This is a genomic window from Rhizobium nepotum 39/7, assembly GCF_000949865.1.
Lineage (GTDB): Bacteria > Pseudomonadota > Alphaproteobacteria > Rhizobiales > Rhizobiaceae > Agrobacterium > Agrobacterium nepotum.
Genome location: NZ_JWJH01000019.1, coordinates 101584 through 116586 on the forward strand (window position 1 = coordinate 101584; position 15003 = coordinate 116586).

Sequence of the window (15003 nt, forward strand, 5' to 3'; positions counted from 1 at the left end):
GTCAAATTTTGCGAAGGTAATCTTTTGTGAAAAGCCGCGGCCACAAATTTATCTGTCTGATCCGGGAAACTGGAGCGGGCGAAGGGATTTGAACCCTCGACCCCAACCTTGGCAAGGTTGTGCTCTACCCCTGAGCTACACCCGCTCAAAAACCGCTGGTCCGGGGTAGTTCGCTGGACCGCGGGTCACCTGAAGTGCGGCGACGGGTGCTATATCGCTCAATCGATTTTGGAATGCAACAGTTTCTTTTGCGGTTTCGGTGGAAATCGGTTTGGCCCCGTGGCTTTATGCGAAGCGGCCGGGGCGATGTGGCCCAAGGCAGAGGCATGCCGAACGAAGGCATTGTTTCGGCTGACCTTTATTTCCATCCCAAAGGGATCACAGCCGGCCGGGAGACCAGAAAATTACCTGTTTACATTTGGTTAAAATCTGATTCGACAAGTGATTCGTTCGGGTGTACAAATTTAATGCCCACGAAAAAAAGAAACGATACTTGGCATGTCATCATCGGGAGGATGAGCCTTGTCGTATGCAGCTTTTGAAAGAGTCGGCGCGCAATTGTCGCCCCAGCAGATCGCCGATCTGCAGAATATTTTCGACGGCGTATGTTTCGAGTGCCTTCAAGATCGCAGCAGCCATGTCGCCAATGAGTGCGCCGCGGTTCTCATCCGCAGCGCCCAGCGCGGCATTCTCGATCACGAGATGCTGCGGGACATCGGGCTTGCCGTTCTACGGCGGCATTGATGGCTGAATAAAATAAAAGCGCCCGGTTCGTCCGGGCGCTTTGTCGTTTGGCGGTGAGTTGAGCCCGTTCCGGCTCAGCTCTTTTCCTGAACATGTGCTTCGAGGAACCACAGCGCCTTGTCGAGATCGCGTGAGGCGGCGGTGAAGATATCCGCCGTCGTCGGGTCGCCGGCCTCGTCGGAATCGTCGATCGCCTTGCGTATCATGTTCGCCACGTCGCCATAACGTTCGATCAACGCGTCGAGATGATCGTGGATTTTGTAGATATCGGTCGGATAGGCCTTGAGCTTCGTCGTCGAGGAGACGGATTGCAGGCTGCCGAGCGCCGTGCCGCCAAGCTGCACGACACGTTCGGCAATGGTATCGCCGTGATCATCGAGCTGGGTGCGGAAGCCGTCGAGAAGTTCGTGGACAGCGATGAATTGCGGGCCCTTCAGGTTCCAGTGCGCCTGCTTGGTTGCCAGCGCAAGATCGATCACCGAAGCCAGCGTCTCGTTCAGAATGCCGATCACCGTCGACTTGGCGTTGGAAGGCAGGTCGTTCTTCGTCTTGTGCGTCTTCATCGATGTCTCCTGAAGTTGCGGACGGAATGCCGCTTGGGAAAAAGTCCGTCGTTTAACGCCCGGGCCTCGCGCCCTGTTCCACGCTAGGGACAGTGGTGATGAAAATTCTGCGCAATCATCATGTCATTCGTAAAACAGGCAGATGTGCCGGCTGGTGAGATAATGGGCGGCCTAAGGCCGGTATGACGGAAAGGGCAGTCAGTTGCAGCTGTTTGCATCAACGTCCTTCTTTGCCTCAATCTGGCGGCCAGTCGCCTACGATTTGGCGTCTTTCCAGTTTCAGCGACCGATCCGGCTGCACACGGTAGGTTTCAATCGCAAGCCGGCCGTCGCCCATGACGAATTCGTTGCTGAGCGTGCTGCCGATGGGGGACTTGGTCAATTTGGTGCGGGGCTGTCCGCCGTAGGTGATGCTGCCGGGAATGGGCTCCACATCCGGTGCGGCGGTGGTGCAGCCGGCGAGGGCCATAACCATCATGATCGCGATCTTGCGCATGTCTTTCTCCTGCGTTTGAACCGGAATTATATCATGGCAGCGCCTGCGCCATAACGCCACTTTGCGGTTGAATAAAAAAAGCCCCGCATCCGAGGATACGGGGCCAGTCGCCTTTGGAGGCTGTGGTGTGTCAGTCCTCGTTGGCGGCCAACTGCGACAGCACTTCGCCACGGCCGCGGATACGCATGATGAGGGGTACGATGAAGGCGGCCGCTGCGACGAGAAACAGGCCGACGGCGATGGGGGAGGTGAGCAGCACCGTCGGGTCGCCCTGGCCGATGGCGAGTGCGCGGCGAAGCTGCTGTTCCGCAAGCGGGCCGAGGATGAGGCCGACCACGGCAGGCGCGATCGGATAACCGAAGATGCGCATGATATAGCCGAGGATGCCGAAGGCGAGCAGCATGCCGAGTTCGAACACGGACGGGTTGGCGCCGATGGTGCCGAGCGTCGCGAACAGCAGGATACCCGCATAGAGCCAGGGTTTCGGAATGGTCAGCAGCTTTACCCAAAGGCCGACGAGCGGCAGGTTGAGCACCAGCAGCATCAGATTGGCGATGAACAGGCTGGCGATCAGGCCCCAGACGAGCTGCGGATTGGTGGCGAACAGCAGCGGGCCGGGCTGAAGGCCGAACTGCTGGAAGCCTGCGAGCATGATGGCAGCGGTCGCCGTCGTCGGCAGGCCGAGCGTCAAGAGCGGCACGAGCGTACCGGCAGCGGATGCGTTATTGGCGGCTTCCGGACCGGCTACGCCTTCGATTGCGCCGTGGCCGAATTCTTCCGGGTGCTTGCTGAGCCGCTTTTCGGTGGCATAGGAAAGGAAGGTGCCGATTTCAGCACCGCCGGCAGGCATGGCGCCGATGGGGAAGCCGATCAATGTGCCGCGCAGCCACGGTTTCCAGGAGCGCGCCCAGTCCTGCGCACTCATCCAGACCGACCCCTTGACGGCTTCGACCTTCTCGTCGCCGCTCTGGCCTTGCGCGACAATGAACAGGGTTTCGCCGATAGCGAACATGGCGACGGCAAGCGTGGTCACTTCCACGCCATCGAGCAGGTCGGGAACACCGAAGCTCATGCGGGTCTGGCCGGTCAGCTGGTCGATGCCGACGATGGCAAGGGCAAAGCCGATGAACAGCGAGGTGAGGCCGCGCAGCGCCGAATCCCCGAAAGCGGAGGACACGGTGACGAAGGCGAGCACCATCAGCGCGAAATATTCGCGCGGGCCGAAAACCAGCGCCAGCTTGACGATAAAGGGTGCAACAAAGGCAAGTGCGATGGTGGCGATGAGACCGGCGACGAAGGAACCGATGGCGGCGGTGGCCAATGCCGGGCCGCCGCGGCCCGCACGGGCCATCTTGTTGCCCTCGAGCGCGGTGACGATAGAGGCGCTTTCGCCCGGCGTATTGAGCAGGATCGAGGTGGTCGATCCGCCATACATGCCGCCATAATAGATGCCGGCGAACATGATGAGCGAGCCGGCGGGATCGAGCCTGTAGGTGACGGGCAGAAGCAGCGCCACGGTGAGCGCCGGCCCGATGCCGGGCAGAACGCCGACGGCCGTGCCGAGTGTGACGCCGATCAGCGCATAGAGCAGGTTCATGGGTTGGGCGGCAACCTCAAGACCGTGCAGCAGGAATTCAAAGGTACTCATGGACAGATTTCCCCCTGTCGGGCGGAACGGCTGGCGTGGGCGTCATCGCGTGCCGGCGGTTCTGTGATCTCGAATTTTGGTCGGAATGGCTGTTAGAAAAACAGCCGTTCCAGAGGCCCGGCGGGCAGCGAAAGCTGCAGCAGCCGCGCGAAGATGATCCAGATGGCGAAGCTCAGAACGATGCCGATGGGGATCGAATACCAGAGCTTGCGTTTGCCGAAGGCGCGCGCCGTAAAGGCAAAAAGCAGGCCGGTGGCAATGGAAAAACCGGCTGTCTTGAGCAGCAGCATCTGCGCGGCAAGGCCGGCTACGACCCAAATGACCGGGGCGATTTCCTGCCTGTCGCGTTCGGGAAAATCGCCGCGCCACGCTTCGACAGCGGTCCAGAGCGCCAGGCCGACAAGACAGAAGCCGATGGCATAAGGCACCGTCGCCGGACCGACCGGCGAATAACCGGTGACGCTGGCCAGACGGGCGCTGTCCCAGAAGATCACGCAGGCAATGAGGACGAGGAAGACGGCAATCGCCAGCGCCGCCCAGTCAGGGCGGCGCTTTTGATGTTGTGAAGGGTTGGAACCCTGGCTCATTTTACCAGCCCGATGTCTTTGAGGATCGTTTCGGTAGCGGCGGTGTCCTTGGCAAGTTGCGCCTTGAACTCGTCACCGGAAAGATAGGTGTCCATCCAGCTCTTGGTCTTCAGGGTTTCCTGCCACTTGGCGGATTTCGCCAGCTTCTCGATGTCGGCGCTGACGGCCTTTTCCTGTTCCGGCGTCAGGCCGGGAGGAGCGGCGACCATGCGCCAGTTCTGGACGACGACATCAAGGCCGCTTTCCTTCAGCGTCGGCGCGTCGATGCCTTCCAGCTTTTCTTCGCTGGAAACGGCCAGCAGGCGTAGCGTGCCCGCCTTGACCTGGCTTTCGAATTCGCCGTAGCTCGAAATGCCGGCCGTGACCTGCGAGCCGAGGATCGAGGCAAGCGCTTCGCCGCCGCCGGAATAGGCGATGTAGTTGATCTTGGTCGGATCGACGCCGGCCGCCTTGGCGATCAGGCCAACAGCGATATGGTCGGTGCCGCCGGCCGAGCCGCCGCCCCAGGAAACGCTGCCCGGGTCCTTCTTGAGCTGGTCAACGAGGTCGCCGATGGTTTTCAGCGGCGAGGATGCCGGAACGACGATCGCCTCATATTCGCCGGTCAGGCGGGCAATCGGCGTTACTTCGTTGAGGGTAACGGGCGCCTTGTTGGTGAGGATCGCGCCGACCATCACGTAACCGCCGACGATGAGGGCGTTCGGGTTGCCCTTCTGCTGGCTGGCGAACTGCGCAAGGCCGATGGTGCCGCCGGCGCCCGGTACGTTCTGCACCTGAACGCTCTTGGAAATGCCTTCTTCCTGCAGCACGGTCTGCAACGAACGCGCGGTCTGGTCCCAGCCGCCGCCGGGATTGGCCGGCGCGATGATGGTGTAATCCGCTGCAACCGCCGGAAGAGCGATCACGCCCGCCAGAAATGTGCCGATAAGAAAATGTTTCACTTAGAAAACCCTCCTCAGGATGCCCTTCTGGGCGTCGTTTTTCGTTTATGCGGGGGGCTTGCAGGACGCATCTTTTCCGGCGCTGAAGACAGCGCGTGGCCTTGGTGATCGTCCTGGATTTCCTCCCGCATCTTCTTCCGCCTCCACGGAATGAAGAAGGATTGCAGAGCATCATAAAAAGCTGTCATCTAACTGACGCTGCGCAAGTCCTTGCGCATTTACTCTCTATTAATTTGTGTCGGGCGTCCAGTATTGGCGTTATTGCGAGCGCAACGCCTCGTTCCAGCGTTCGATCAGGCGGCTGCGCTTGACCTGATCCAGATAGACCATCAGGCCGGGGCTGACGGGAACGGGGCGCAACTGTGCGCCGTGGATGGCCTGCATGGTGTTGGCGGTGTTTTCGCCCGCCACTTCCGGGCTGACGGCCGGGATCTGCAATTGCCGGGCCATGATCGTCTGGCCCTCCTTGGACATGAAGAATTCGAGGTAACGGCGGCCAAGCGCCGGGTTGGCGGCGGCTTCCGGCACCAGTCCGATGCGCGACATGACCACGGTATAGTCCTTGGGCAGAACGATGCCGACATCCGGGTGGCGCGAGGCCCAGTCGGCGGCATAGGAGCCGAGAATATTGTAGCCCAGCACGAAGCGTCCGTCGGAGACGCGCTCCAGAATGGCCGAGGAGGTGGAATAGACCTTCACGCCCGCCGCACCCATGGCCTTGATGACGCTCCATATATCGCCGAACTGCTCCTGATCCCGCGACATGAACAGGAAGCCGACGCCGGAACGCTCGATATCATAGGTGGCGATGCGGCCGTGTACCTCTTTCGCATGGCGTTCGAGGTAGTCGACGAATTCGGCGCGGGTGGCGGGCGGTGTTTCGGTGGTGAAGCTTGGCTTGTGATAGACGAAAACCGCAGGCTCGAAGGTTAGCGCATAGGCGGTGTTGCGCCAGTTCGCCCAGGCCGGCCAGCGGGCGCTCATGGCAAGGTCGGAGCGCTGGGCGTAACCGTCATTGCTCAGTTTCACCTGCAAATCCATGGCGGAGGAAAAGGCGAAATCGGCGGTCTTTTTGCCGGCGTCGGTTTCCTTGACGATGCGGTCGTAGATTTCGCCGGTCAGCATATCCTCGTAGTGAACGGTGATATCGGGATTGGCCTTCTGGAAACCCTCGATCATCGGCGTCGCTAGCGGTTCGTCCAGCGAGGAATAGACCACCAGTGTTTCCGCATCCGCCTTGCCTGATGGGGCCGGAAAAACGGCGACTTGTGCAAGCGCCGGTGAGGCCATGCAAAGACAGAGACAGAGAAAAACGGCGATACGCATGGAAAAGATCATGCCGCACGCGCTTGCCATTCACAAGCGCCAAGGGCTTGGATAAGCTCGGCAATGTTGCGGGAGGAAGAATTGCGGATTTTGCTGGTCGAGGACAATCAGGTGCTGTCGGAAGGGCTGTGCGCACTTCTGCGCGGCAGCGGTTACGCGGTGGACGTGGTTTCCGACGGCGCTTCCGCCGATGCGGCGATTGCGGCGGAAAATTTCGATCTCGTGATACTCGATCTCAACCTGCCGGAAATGGATGGCATCGAGGTGCTGCGCTCCATGCGTTCGCGGCAGGACAAGGCGGCGGTGCTGATCCTGACGGCGCGCGGCACGCCGGAGGAAAAGGTCAAGGGACTGGATCTCGGCGCCGACGACTACATGATCAAGCCTTTCGACATCACCGAATTCGAGGCGCGGGTGCGGGTGCTGCTGCGCCGCAATGCCGGCCTGCGCTCGTCTGCGCTCAGTTTCGGCAAGGTCCTGTTCGATCTGACATCGCGCACCTTTTCGGCAGATGGCCGCCCGCTCGATATTCCGGCCCGTGAGGTGGCGCTGCTTGAGGTGCTGTTCATGCGGGCGGGCAAGGTCGTCGCCAAGGAGGCGATCGTGCAATCGCTGACCGGTTTCGACGACGAGATTTCGGGCAACGCCATCGAGCAATATGTCAGCCGGTTGCGCAAGCGGCTCGGCCCCCACGGGCTGACGGTGAAGACGGCGCGCGGCATCGGTTATTATCTGGAAAAGCTGCCGGAGATGGCTGAATGAGACAGGCCGCCTATTCGCTGCGGCGACGGCTGCTCGGCTGGCTTCTCATCTCCACCGCCATCATCGGCTGCGTTGCGCTGACCGATACCTGGCGCGAGGCGGTCAATACCGCCAATGTCGTCTCCGACCGGGTGCTGTCCGGTTCGGCGCTTGCCATCGCCGAGCGGGTGGTGGTGGCGGAAGACGGCTCGCTGGAGGTCGACATTCCCTATGTCGCGCTGGAAATGCTGACGTCGGCCGCGCAGGACCGGGTGTTTTACCGCGTCGACGGGCCGAATGGGCAATTCCTCACCGGCTACCAGAACCTGCCGACGGTGGAGAACCCGGCCGGTGATACGCCTGCCTATCGCGATGCGGTGTTTCGCGACGAGCCGATCCGCATCGCCGCCATCCGGCGTTTTGCCTCGACCGGCATCAATTCCGTTCCCTTTTCCGTCACGGTGGCTGAAACGACGATAGCGCGCAGCCAGCTGGCGCAGGCCATCATCCTGCGCTCGGCGCTGCGGCTGCTGCTGATGATCTTGGGCGCGGCGATCATCGTCTGGATCGCGGTGACGATTTCGCTGCGGCCGCTTTACCGGCTCAGCGAAGCCATTGCCGAGCGTAGCCCCAACGACCTGCATCCGATCCGGCAATCCGTGCCGGTTGAGGTGGAAAACCTGGTGGAAACGGTCAATTCCTTCATGGTGCGGCTGCAATCGGCGCTTGATGCGCTCCGGCATTTCACCGGCAATGCCAGCCATCAATTGCGCACGCCGCTTGCCATCATCAGCACCCAGCTTGCGCTTTCCGCCCGCGCCGCAAGTCTTGAGGAGGCGCAGGCGGCGGCGCTGAAGGGCGGCACCTCGGTGGCGCACGCCGAACATATTCTCGCCCAGCTGCTGCGCATGGCCAATATCGATGCGGCCGGTTCAAGCGAAAAACACGATTTTTCCGCAATCGATCTTGTGGCGGTGGCGCAGAACGTGACCGCCGACTTCGTGCCGCGTGCGGCAGACGCCGGCATCGACCTCGGTTTCGAAGGCGAAGGTGAGGCCACCATTCTCGCTGAACCGCTTCTGATCGGCGAGCTGATCGGCAACCTCGTCGGCAATGCCGTCAACTATGCCGGGCGCGGGGCGGAAGTCACCGTGCGCGTCGGCGCGGAAGCGGGCACCGCCTGGCTCGAAGTGGAGGATAACGGCCCCGGCATCCCCACCGACAAACGCGCGATGGTGCGCCAGCGCTTCGCGCGCGGCGAAACCAACGCCGCCCCCGGTGCAGGCCTCGGCCTTGCCATCGTCGAGGAGATAGCGGGCCTGTTCGGCGGACGGCTCACGCTGGAAGACGGCGCGGGCGGACGCGGGCTGAGGGCGCGGGTGGTGTTTGCCATCGCGGAAAAGGCGGCGGGGTAGCTTGCCGTCGAATCAGGCGGCCGTCTCGGCCTGCGATTTTGCAACAAGAGCAAGCCTGTAGCCAAGTGCATCGGCCACCTTGGCAATTGTCGCCAGTTCCGGATTTCCTTCGCCGCTCAGTGCCTTGTATAAAGTCTGGCGCGGAAGGCCGGTTTGTCTTGAAAGGTCGGTCATGCCCTTGGCGCGTGCCACGACGCCCAGGGCATGCGCAAGTTCCTGTGCGTCGCCGCTCTCGGTGGCGTCCGCGATGTAAGCCGCAAGCGCTTCGTTACTATCGAGGTAGCGGGCCGCATCGTAATCGCGTGTCACAAGTGGCATGATATGACTCCTTGAGCGCCCTGGCCAGTTTCTTGGCTTTGGCGATATCGCGTGCCTGAGACGCCTTGTCGCCACCACAAAGCAATATGATGACGACACCGCCGTGCCGGACGAAATAGACCCGATATCCGGGTCCAAGATCGATCTTGAGCTCGCTGACGCCTTCGCCGACCGGCTTCACATCACCGGGATTTCCATCCGCGAGCCGGTAAATACGTCGTGCGATGCGGGCACGCGTCTGCACATCGCGCAGACCCGCCAGCCAATCGGCAAACTCGATTGTTTCCCGGATCGTGAACATGGCAGAATGTAAACTATGGTTGTCGTTTCGTCAATGACGGACCCGTCACCCCATCCGCTCGGAGGCATAGCTGCCCGGGCTTGGCGGGAAGACCACGGTGCGGTTGCCGTTGATGAAGGTGCGGTGGTGGATATGGGCATGGATGGCACGGGCCAGCACCTGGCTTTCCACGTCGCGGCCGAGAGAGACGTAGTCCTCGGCCGATTGCGCGTGGGTGACGCGCACGGTGTCCTGCTCGATGATCGGGCCTTCATCGAGATCGCCGGTGACGTAATGCGCGGTTGCGCCGATCAGCTTCACGCCGCGATCATAGGCCTGCTTGTAGGGGTTGGCGCCCTTGAAGGACGGCAGGAAGGAATGATGGATATTGATGATCTTTCCCGACATCTTGCGGCACATGTCGTCGGACAGCACCTGCATGTAACGCGCCAGCACCACCAGTTCCGTGCCACTCGTCTCGATGAGATCCATCAGCTGCCCTTCGGCCTTCGGCTTGTTCTCCTTTGTCACCTTGATGTGGTGGAAGGGGATGTCGTGGTTGACCACCACTTTCTGATATTCGAAGTGGTTGGAGACGACGCCGACGATATCGATAGGCAGCGCTCCGATCTTCCAGCGGTAGAGCAGGTCGTTGAGGCAATGGCCGAAGCGCGACACCATCAGAAGCGTCTTCATGCGCTGGCCGTCGCTATAGATGCTTGTTTCCATGCCGAATTTTTCTGCCACCGGCTGGAAGCCCTCGGTGATGGCCTGCATCGTCGCGCCCTCTTCGGAGATGAAGGAGACGCGCATGAAGAACTTGCCGGTCTCGAGGTCGTCGAACTGGGAACTGTCGACGATGTTGCAGCCTTTTTCCGCCAGATAACCGGAAATCGCGGCGACGATGCCGCGGGTCGATTTGCAGGCTACTGTCAGAACATAGGATGTCATCGTTTTCCCTCAAAGACTTCGCAGCCGGATGAACCGGCGCAGTTGGCGCGTTCCATAGCGCAGCTCCGTGGCGGAGCAAAGCGCCAAGACGAACGCAGCCAAAGTCTTAAGGTGGGAAAAGGCCCCGCGCCGTGCCGGAAGCGACATGGAATGTTCCACGGCCAGCACGGCGGCGGCAGGTGTCACAGTGGGGTCGTTACCGGCCTCAGGCGCGGCGCAGGCGCATGGCCGGGCGGCCACGGCCGTCGATCAGTTCCAGCGTGCCGCGGCGCGGCTCCAGCCGGAAGGAACGGGCGCCTTCCAGCGCTTCGATGAACTGCCGTTCCCGGCGCATGATATCGGGCGCACAGGCCATCTGGGTGGAAATCATCCGGCCGAAATCGACGCGGTTACGGCTGATCTTCACCTCGCCGCCGATGCCGTTGCAGCCGGCATTGCCGGAAACGCGGCCCTCGCGGGAAATTTCCAGCGTGGCTTCACGGCGGCCGCGAACCCGTTCGCCGCGAATTTCCTGCACTAGCCAGCGGCCGTCGAGACCGGCTTCCGGTTCCGGCCTGCCCGGACCCGCCGCCACGCGCTCCAGCACGAGGTCGGTATCGTCACGTCCGCCAGCCAAAACGGAATAACGGCGAGTGGTGGTGAAGAGCAGCCGGTCGCCGTCGCGGATTTCCGCGCTCAGCGCATAGGAGCGGCGGGCGCGGATATCGCGGTCGTCATAACGCAGAACGAAGGGCACAGGCACCTGCCCACGCGGGCGGATGGTGGTTTCGGCAATCGTCTGCGACGGCGCATCCGCCAGCGAAACATCGATCAGGCGCACCGTCACGGTCGCGCCCGGCGGCATGGCGATGCGCTCGCGATAGGAGACGCTGCCGCGCAGGCTTGCCGGTGCGGCCGCAGCGCCACCCGCCACAAAAAGCGGCGCAAGCGCGACAAGCCCGGCGAAATTCCGGCGCGAAAGAAGAGGCTGGCGGTCGTTCATGGTGCTTGCTCCGTGCTGATCCCGATCGAATTTCGGCGGATGATAGAAACCGGCACTGAACGGGCGATGAACCGGATTTTTGGCGGCTGGTGCAGGCGGAGGCATCCGGGGGTAGGTAAGAGAGGGAAACCGCCGCCGGAAGCAATCTCCCGGCAGCGGCGGTCTCCCATTCACTCAGCCGCGGAAACTGTCCCGCAGCGCTTCGAACTTCGCCAGCTGATCGCCACGCAGTTCCTTGTTTTCGTCGCGGCGGACGAAAATCTTGAACATGGCGCTGCCGGCTGCATTCATGAACCAGACGGAACAGGAGCGGCGACCGTGGAAGCCGCGATCGACAAAGGTGATTGCGGTGCAATTGTCCTTCTTGATGTGACCGCCGATGGGGCTGTCGCCGTGAACGTTGAACCAGCCGTGGCTTTCGCTGCCTTCCGACAGGTCGCCCGGTACTTCCAGCACGATGTCCTGCGTTTGCACGATCATGAGGATTTCACCCCAGCCGCGGATCTCGTTCCAGATATCGCCGAACCGGTCGGCGGAAGCAGAGATTGCGGCGCCTTCGGGCAGGATCGCCAGGATTTCGGCAGGCGTCACCTCGGCCTTGGCGGCAATGGCTTCGACGATACCGTCAGGCTTTTCGGCAAGGGCGGCCACGGCGCGGGCCTGCCGGTCATCGGTTTTTTGGGCTGCAATGCTCATGGGGCAGACCTCAGGCGGCAATCGAGCGGCGTTCGCCGTTCTTGTCTTCGTGGATGATGACGTCGAAACCTTCGAAATGCGGGCCGGAGAGATATTCCACCTTGCCGCGGTTATCACCGGCTCTGGCATGGGCGGCGCGGAACTGTTCGGACTTCGTCCAGCTCAGGAAATCTTCCTTGGTGGCCCAGACGGTGTGCGAGGCGTAAAGCGTGTGGTCATCCGCCTTCGGGCCTTTCAGCATGTGGAATTCGATATAGCCCGGCAATTCGCTCAAGTGCGATTTGCGCTCGCGCCAGATGGATTCGAAGGTTTCTTCATAACCCGGAACGACGCGAAAACGGTTCATTGCGATAAACATGGAAGTCTCCCTTTAAGTTTACAGTTGCAGTCAGGATATCCAGCCGAAGCATGGTTGGAAAGAGGCAGGCGATAAAGCGAACAATTTTACTCCACTTATCGATTGCGCCTTTTATAAACATGTGCAAATAACTCAAGTTATTCGGCGTGGCAAACCCGCGCCAGCTTGTGTTTCAGGATAGCGCCATGTTGAATTTTCGCCTTCGCCCGTTCGTTTTCGCCGCCCTCGTGCCTGTCGCGATCGTCCTTGCCGCGCCCGGTGCGCGAGCCTCGGACATGGGCAATCCGGAAGCGAAACGCATCGTCGCGGTGGGCGGAACGGTGACGGAAATCCTTTATGCGCTGGGCGCGAAAGACCGCATCGTGGCGCGCGACAGCACCAGCAGCTATCCTGCGGATGCGCTTTCCAAGCCGGATATCGGCTATATGCGGGCGCTCTCGTCGGAAGGCATCCTGTCGCAGCAGCCCGATCTCATTCTGTCTGAGGACGGCTCCGGTCCGGCGGATGTCATCGCCATTCTGAAAGCAAGCGCTGTTCCTTTCGTCACCGTCGATACGCCGCCGAGCGGCGACGCCATCCCGCAGAAAATCGAGGATGTCGGCGCGGCAGTCGGTCTTTCAGACAAGGCCAAGACATTGGCTGCGGAAACCAAAGCGGGGCTTGATGCGCTTGCCAGGGATGTCTCTGCCGTGCCGGAAAAGGACAGGAAGCGTGTGCTCTTCGTGCTGTCAAGCGCCGGCGGCCGCATCATGGCGGCGGGCAAGGACACCGAAGCTGCGGCGATCATCGAAATGGCCGGCGGCATCAATGCTGCGCAGGAGATCAGCGGTTACAAGCCGTTGAGCGACGAAGCGGTCATCGCGGCAGCACCCGATGTGGTGCTGACCATGGATCGCGGCGATCATGCGGGCAAGGCGAACGAGATTTTTGCGCTGCCCGCTTTCCAGTCCACACCGGCTGCCGCAAACAAGGCGCTGATCAGCATGGACGGACTTTATCTCATCGGTTTTGGCCCACGTACCCCGGCTGCCGGCCGCGATCTGGCGATCAAGCTTTACCCTGACGTGGTGAAGCCGTGAGCCTTGCCGCCTTGAGTTCCACTGAGGGCAACGCTCCGGGCGACAGATCACGCCAAGGGGCCGTCACTCTCTTGGTGCTCGTCGGCATCCTGCTTTTCGCCTGTGGTGTGTCGCTTGTCAGCGGACCCACGGGCGTCGGCATGTCCGAACTCTGGGCCTATCTCACCGGCGGCGCGGATCAACTTGGCGCGCGCGACAAAGTCATTCTCGAAGCGGTGCGCCTGCCGCGCACGGCGCTCGGCATATTGATCGGCGCGGGGCTTGGCGTCTCGGGCGCCATGATGCAGGGCCTTTTCCGCAATCCGCTGGCCGATCCCGGCATTGTCGGTGTCACCTCAGGTGCTGCACTTTTCGCCGTCGCCGCCATTTCTCTCGGAGAGGGCGCGCTGGCCACGGTCGCCGTGTTTTTCGGTCCGCATTTTCTGCCGGTTATGGCGTTTTTCGGCGGGCTTTTGAACACCTGGCTGCTTTACGTCATCGCCACAAGGGATGGCGCGACCTCCACCACCACACTCATTCTCGCTGGCATCGCGGTTGCGGCGATCAGCGGCGCGCTGACCGGCCTGATGATCTTCATGGCCGACGACAGGGCGCTTCGCGATATCACCTTCTGGTCTCTCGGCTCCCTCGGTGGGGCGACGCCCGCCAAGGTGCTTGCCACCTTGCCTTTCATCGTGGTCGTGCTCGCCATCATACCCTTCGTCGCAAGGGGGCTGGATGCGCTGATCCTTGGCGATGCCGCCGCTTTCCACATGGGCATTCCCGTGCAGCGGCTGAAACGGGTCGTCATTCTGGCCGTTGCCGCCGCCTGCGGGGCAAGCGTGGCGGCTGCCGGTTCCATCGGTTTTGTCGGCATCGTCGTGCCGCATCTGCTGCGGCTCGCCATCGGGCCGTCGCACCGGTTCCTGCTGCCGGCCTCAGCGCTCGGCGGTGCAGCGCTTCTGCTGTTTGCCGACAGTTTCGCCCGCACGGTCGCTTCCCCGGCGGAATTGCCCATCGGCGTTGTCACGGCGCTGATCGGCGCGCCGGTCTTTCTGTTCCTGCTGCTCGGTCGTGGCGGCTTTTCCCTGCGGAATATGCCATGATCCGGGCTGAAAACCTCACCCTCATCCGCTCCGGCCGCCGCCTGCTCGATGCGGTCAGCGTCGATCTGAAGCCCGGCAAGGTCAATGTGATCATCGGCCCGAACGGTGCCGGAAAATCCACGCTGATGAAGGTGCTTTCGGGGGAGATGCGCGCCGAGGAGGGCGGTTCGGTGACCTATAATGATGTCGCCCTGCCGCTTTTCACGCCGGTTCAGCTTGCCCGCATCAGGGCCGTGCTGCCGCAGAATACCCAGCTTGCCTTTCCTTTCACCGCGCTTGAAATCGTGCGCATGGGCGCAGTTGCGCAAGGATCGCGCGCGCCGGAAGAGCAGGCCCGCCGGGCGCTTGCGAGGGCCGGGCTTCGCGGGTTCGAGCAGCGTTCCTACAACATGCTGTCGGGTGGCGAGCAGCAACGGGTGCAGTTTGCCCGTGCGCTGGCGCAGGTGCCGCATCCGGTGGAAAACGGCGAGGTGCGGGCGCTGTTTCTTGACGAGCCGACGGCCAGTCTCGATATCGGCCACCAGATCGCGGTGCTGGAAACGGCGCGCGATTTTGCGGCAGGCGGCGGTCTGGTGCTTGCCATCCTGCACGATCTCAATCTTGCGGCAGAATTTGCCGATCAACTTATCGTCATGCATGGCGGCCGGGTAACGGCGAGCGGGCCATCGCTTGAGACGATCAGCGATGAGACGATCGCAAGGGTTTATGGCATTGGCGGCGTCGTCGGACGGCTGCCGGCGCGGCACATTCCTTATGTGCTGCCGCAGTCGAGGCATCGCTGAGACCGGCCGGT

The 15003-nt window shown here is 61.8% G+C and carries 18 protein-coding genes and 1 tRNA gene; 6 read left to right on the top strand and 13 right to left on the bottom strand.

The window, feature by feature from the left end; translation table 11 throughout:
- Positions 1-70 precede the first annotated feature (70 nt).
- A tRNA-Gly gene (locus tag RS75_RS19170) sits at positions 71-145 on the bottom strand.
- Between the two features lie 377 nt (positions 146-522).
- Here RS75_RS19170 and RS75_RS19175 point away from each other — a divergent pair.
- A complete protein-coding gene (locus tag RS75_RS19175) occupies positions 523-744 on the top strand; it encodes a hypothetical protein (RefSeq protein ID WP_045023434.1) in 222 nt (73 codons plus the stop codon).
- A 74-nt stretch (positions 745-818) separates the two neighbouring features.
- On the opposite strand, the gene dps is transcribed toward RS75_RS19175, so the two are convergent.
- The 6 genes from dps to RS75_RS19205 all read right to left on the bottom strand — a co-directional run bounded on the left by dps (position 819) and on the right by RS75_RS19205 (position 6317).
- A complete protein-coding gene (gene dps / locus RS75_RS19180; RefSeq protein ID WP_045023435.1) occupies positions 819-1307 on the bottom strand; it encodes a DNA starvation/stationary phase protection protein Dps in 489 nt (162 codons plus the stop codon).
- A 235-nt stretch (positions 1308-1542) separates the two neighbouring features.
- The gene (locus tag RS75_RS19185; protein ID WP_045023437.1) at positions 1543-1803 is read right to left on the bottom strand and encodes a hypothetical protein; all 261 of its coding nucleotides are present in this window, start codon (positions 1801-1803) and stop codon (positions 1543-1545) included.
- 130 nt (positions 1804-1933) lie between these two features.
- Positions 1934-3451 carry a tripartite tricarboxylate transporter permease gene (locus RS75_RS19190; protein WP_045023438.1) on the bottom strand — a complete coding sequence of 506 codons (1518 nt, stop codon included), beginning with the start codon at positions 3449-3451 and terminating at the stop codon, positions 1934-1936.
- A 92-nt stretch (positions 3452-3543) separates the two neighbouring features.
- Complete coding sequence (locus RS75_RS19195) at positions 3544-4038, bottom strand: tripartite tricarboxylate transporter TctB family protein (RefSeq protein WP_045023440.1); 495 nt, start codon at positions 4036-4038, stop codon at positions 3544-3546.
- Positions 4035-4979, bottom strand: coding sequence for a Bug family tripartite tricarboxylate transporter substrate binding protein (locus RS75_RS19200; RefSeq protein WP_045023441.1), 945 nt, complete (start codon positions 4977-4979; stop codon positions 4035-4037). Before RS75_RS19200 ends, RS75_RS19195 begins: the two co-directional genes overlap by 4 nt.
- A gap of 258 nt (positions 4980-5237) precedes the next feature.
- Positions 5238-6317 carry an ABC transporter substrate-binding protein gene (locus RS75_RS19205; RefSeq protein WP_084687090.1) on the bottom strand — a complete coding sequence of 360 codons (1080 nt, stop codon included), beginning with the start codon at positions 6315-6317 and terminating at the stop codon, positions 5238-5240.
- Between the two features lie 69 nt (positions 6318-6386).
- Between RS75_RS19205 and RS75_RS19210 the strand changes: the two genes are divergently transcribed.
- Both RS75_RS19210 and RS75_RS19215 read left to right on the top strand, forming a co-directional pair.
- A complete protein-coding gene (locus RS75_RS19210; RefSeq protein WP_045023627.1) occupies positions 6387-7067 on the top strand; it encodes a response regulator in 681 nt (226 codons plus the stop codon).
- Positions 7064-8461, top strand: a complete 1398-nt coding sequence (locus tag RS75_RS19215) for a sensor histidine kinase (RefSeq protein ID WP_045023442.1) — start codon at positions 7064-7066, stop codon at positions 8459-8461. The genes RS75_RS19210 and RS75_RS19215 overlap by 4 nt, the downstream gene beginning before the upstream one ends.
- 12 nt (positions 8462-8473) lie before the next feature.
- Here RS75_RS19215 and RS75_RS19220 read toward each other — a convergent pair whose 3' ends face one another.
- The 6 genes from RS75_RS19220 to RS75_RS19245 all read right to left on the bottom strand — a co-directional run bounded on the left by RS75_RS19220 (position 8474) and on the right by RS75_RS19245 (position 12046).
- Positions 8474-8779, bottom strand: coding sequence for an addiction module antidote protein (locus RS75_RS19220; protein ID WP_045023443.1), 306 nt, complete (start codon positions 8777-8779; stop codon positions 8474-8476).
- Entirely contained in the window at positions 8733-9080 is a 348-nt protein-coding gene (locus RS75_RS25800) for a type II toxin-antitoxin system RelE/ParE family toxin (RefSeq protein ID WP_084687091.1), read from the bottom strand. Before RS75_RS25800 ends, RS75_RS19220 begins: the two co-directional genes overlap by 47 nt.
- A gap of 45 nt (positions 9081-9125) precedes the next feature.
- Entirely contained in the window at positions 9126-10010 is an 885-nt protein-coding gene (gene purU / locus RS75_RS19230; RefSeq protein ID WP_045023447.1) for a formyltetrahydrofolate deformylase, read from the bottom strand.
- A gap of 205 nt (positions 10011-10215) precedes the next feature.
- Positions 10216-10992 carry a YbaY family lipoprotein gene (locus RS75_RS19235; protein ID WP_045023629.1) on the bottom strand — a complete coding sequence of 259 codons (777 nt, stop codon included), beginning with the start codon at positions 10990-10992 and terminating at the stop codon, positions 10216-10218.
- A gap of 174 nt (positions 10993-11166) precedes the next feature.
- Complete coding sequence (hutX, locus tag RS75_RS19240; protein WP_045023449.1) at positions 11167-11688, bottom strand: heme utilization cystosolic carrier protein HutX; 522 nt, start codon at positions 11686-11688, stop codon at positions 11167-11169.
- A gap of 10 nt (positions 11689-11698) precedes the next feature.
- Positions 11699-12046 (bottom strand): antibiotic biosynthesis monooxygenase family protein, encoded by a 348-nt coding sequence (locus tag RS75_RS19245; RefSeq protein ID WP_045017746.1) that lies wholly within the window; start codon positions 12044-12046, stop codon positions 11699-11701.
- A gap of 185 nt (positions 12047-12231) precedes the next feature.
- On the opposite strand from RS75_RS19245, the gene RS75_RS19250 reads away from it, so the two are divergent.
- Genes RS75_RS19250 through RS75_RS19260 form a run of 3 tightly spaced genes read left to right on the top strand, consistent with a single transcriptional unit; the run spans position 12232 to position 14992 of the window.
- Entirely contained in the window at positions 12232-13125 is an 894-nt protein-coding gene (locus RS75_RS19250; protein WP_045023630.1) for a heme/hemin ABC transporter substrate-binding protein, read from the top strand.
- A complete protein-coding gene (locus RS75_RS19255) occupies positions 13122-14210 on the top strand; it encodes a FecCD family ABC transporter permease (protein WP_045023451.1) in 1089 nt (362 codons plus the stop codon). Before RS75_RS19250 ends, RS75_RS19255 begins: the two co-directional genes overlap by 4 nt.
- Complete coding sequence (locus RS75_RS19260; protein WP_045023453.1) at positions 14207-14992, top strand: heme ABC transporter ATP-binding protein; 786 nt, start codon at positions 14207-14209, stop codon at positions 14990-14992. The genes RS75_RS19255 and RS75_RS19260 overlap by 4 nt, the downstream gene beginning before the upstream one ends.
- Positions 14993-15003: the final 11 nt, after the last annotated feature.

Excerpts from the sequence above, each read along its gene's own strand:
- dps (WP_045023435.1), bottom strand. The coding sequence starts at position 1,307 with ATGAAGACGCACAAGACGAAGAACGACCTGCCTTCCAACGCCAAGTCG.
- RS75_RS19185 (WP_045023437.1), bottom strand. The coding sequence starts at position 1,803 with ATGCGCAAGATCGCGATCATGATGGTTATGGCCCTCGCCGGCTGCACC.
- RS75_RS19190 (WP_045023438.1), bottom strand. The coding sequence starts at position 3,451 with ATGAGTACCTTTGAATTCCTGCTGCACGGTCTTGAGGTTGCCGCCCAA.
- RS75_RS19195 (WP_045023440.1), bottom strand. The coding sequence starts at position 4,038 with ATGAGCCAGGGTTCCAACCCTTCACAACATCAAAAGCGCCGCCCTGAC.
- RS75_RS19205 (WP_084687090.1), bottom strand. The coding sequence starts at position 6,317 with ATGATCTTTTCCATGCGTATCGCCGTTTTTCTCTGTCTCTGTCTTTGC.
- RS75_RS19215 (WP_045023442.1), top strand. The coding sequence starts at position 7,064 with ATGAGACAGGCCGCCTATTCGCTGCGGCGACGGCTGCTCGGCTGGCTT.
- RS75_RS19220 (WP_045023443.1), bottom strand. The coding sequence starts at position 8,779 with ATGCCACTTGTGACACGCGATTACGATGCGGCCCGCTACCTCGATAGT.
- RS75_RS25800 (WP_084687091.1), bottom strand. The coding sequence starts at position 9,080 with ATGTTCACGATCCGGGAAACAATCGAGTTTGCCGATTGGCTGGCGGGT.
- purU (WP_045023447.1), bottom strand. The coding sequence starts at position 10,010 with ATGACATCCTATGTTCTGACAGTAGCCTGCAAATCGACCCGCGGCATC.
- RS75_RS19235 (WP_045023629.1), bottom strand. The coding sequence starts at position 10,992 with ATGAACGACCGCCAGCCTCTTCTTTCGCGCCGGAATTTCGCCGGGCTT.
- hutX (WP_045023449.1), bottom strand. The coding sequence starts at position 11,688 with ATGAGCATTGCAGCCCAAAAAACCGATGACCGGCAGGCCCGCGCCGTG.
- RS75_RS19245 (WP_045017746.1), bottom strand. The coding sequence starts at position 12,046 with ATGTTTATCGCAATGAACCGTTTTCGCGTCGTTCCGGGTTATGAAGAA.
- RS75_RS19250 (WP_045023630.1), top strand. The coding sequence starts at position 12,232 with ATGTTGAATTTTCGCCTTCGCCCGTTCGTTTTCGCCGCCCTCGTGCCT.
- RS75_RS19260 (WP_045023453.1), top strand. The coding sequence starts at position 14,207 with ATGATCCGGGCTGAAAACCTCACCCTCATCCGCTCCGGCCGCCGCCTG.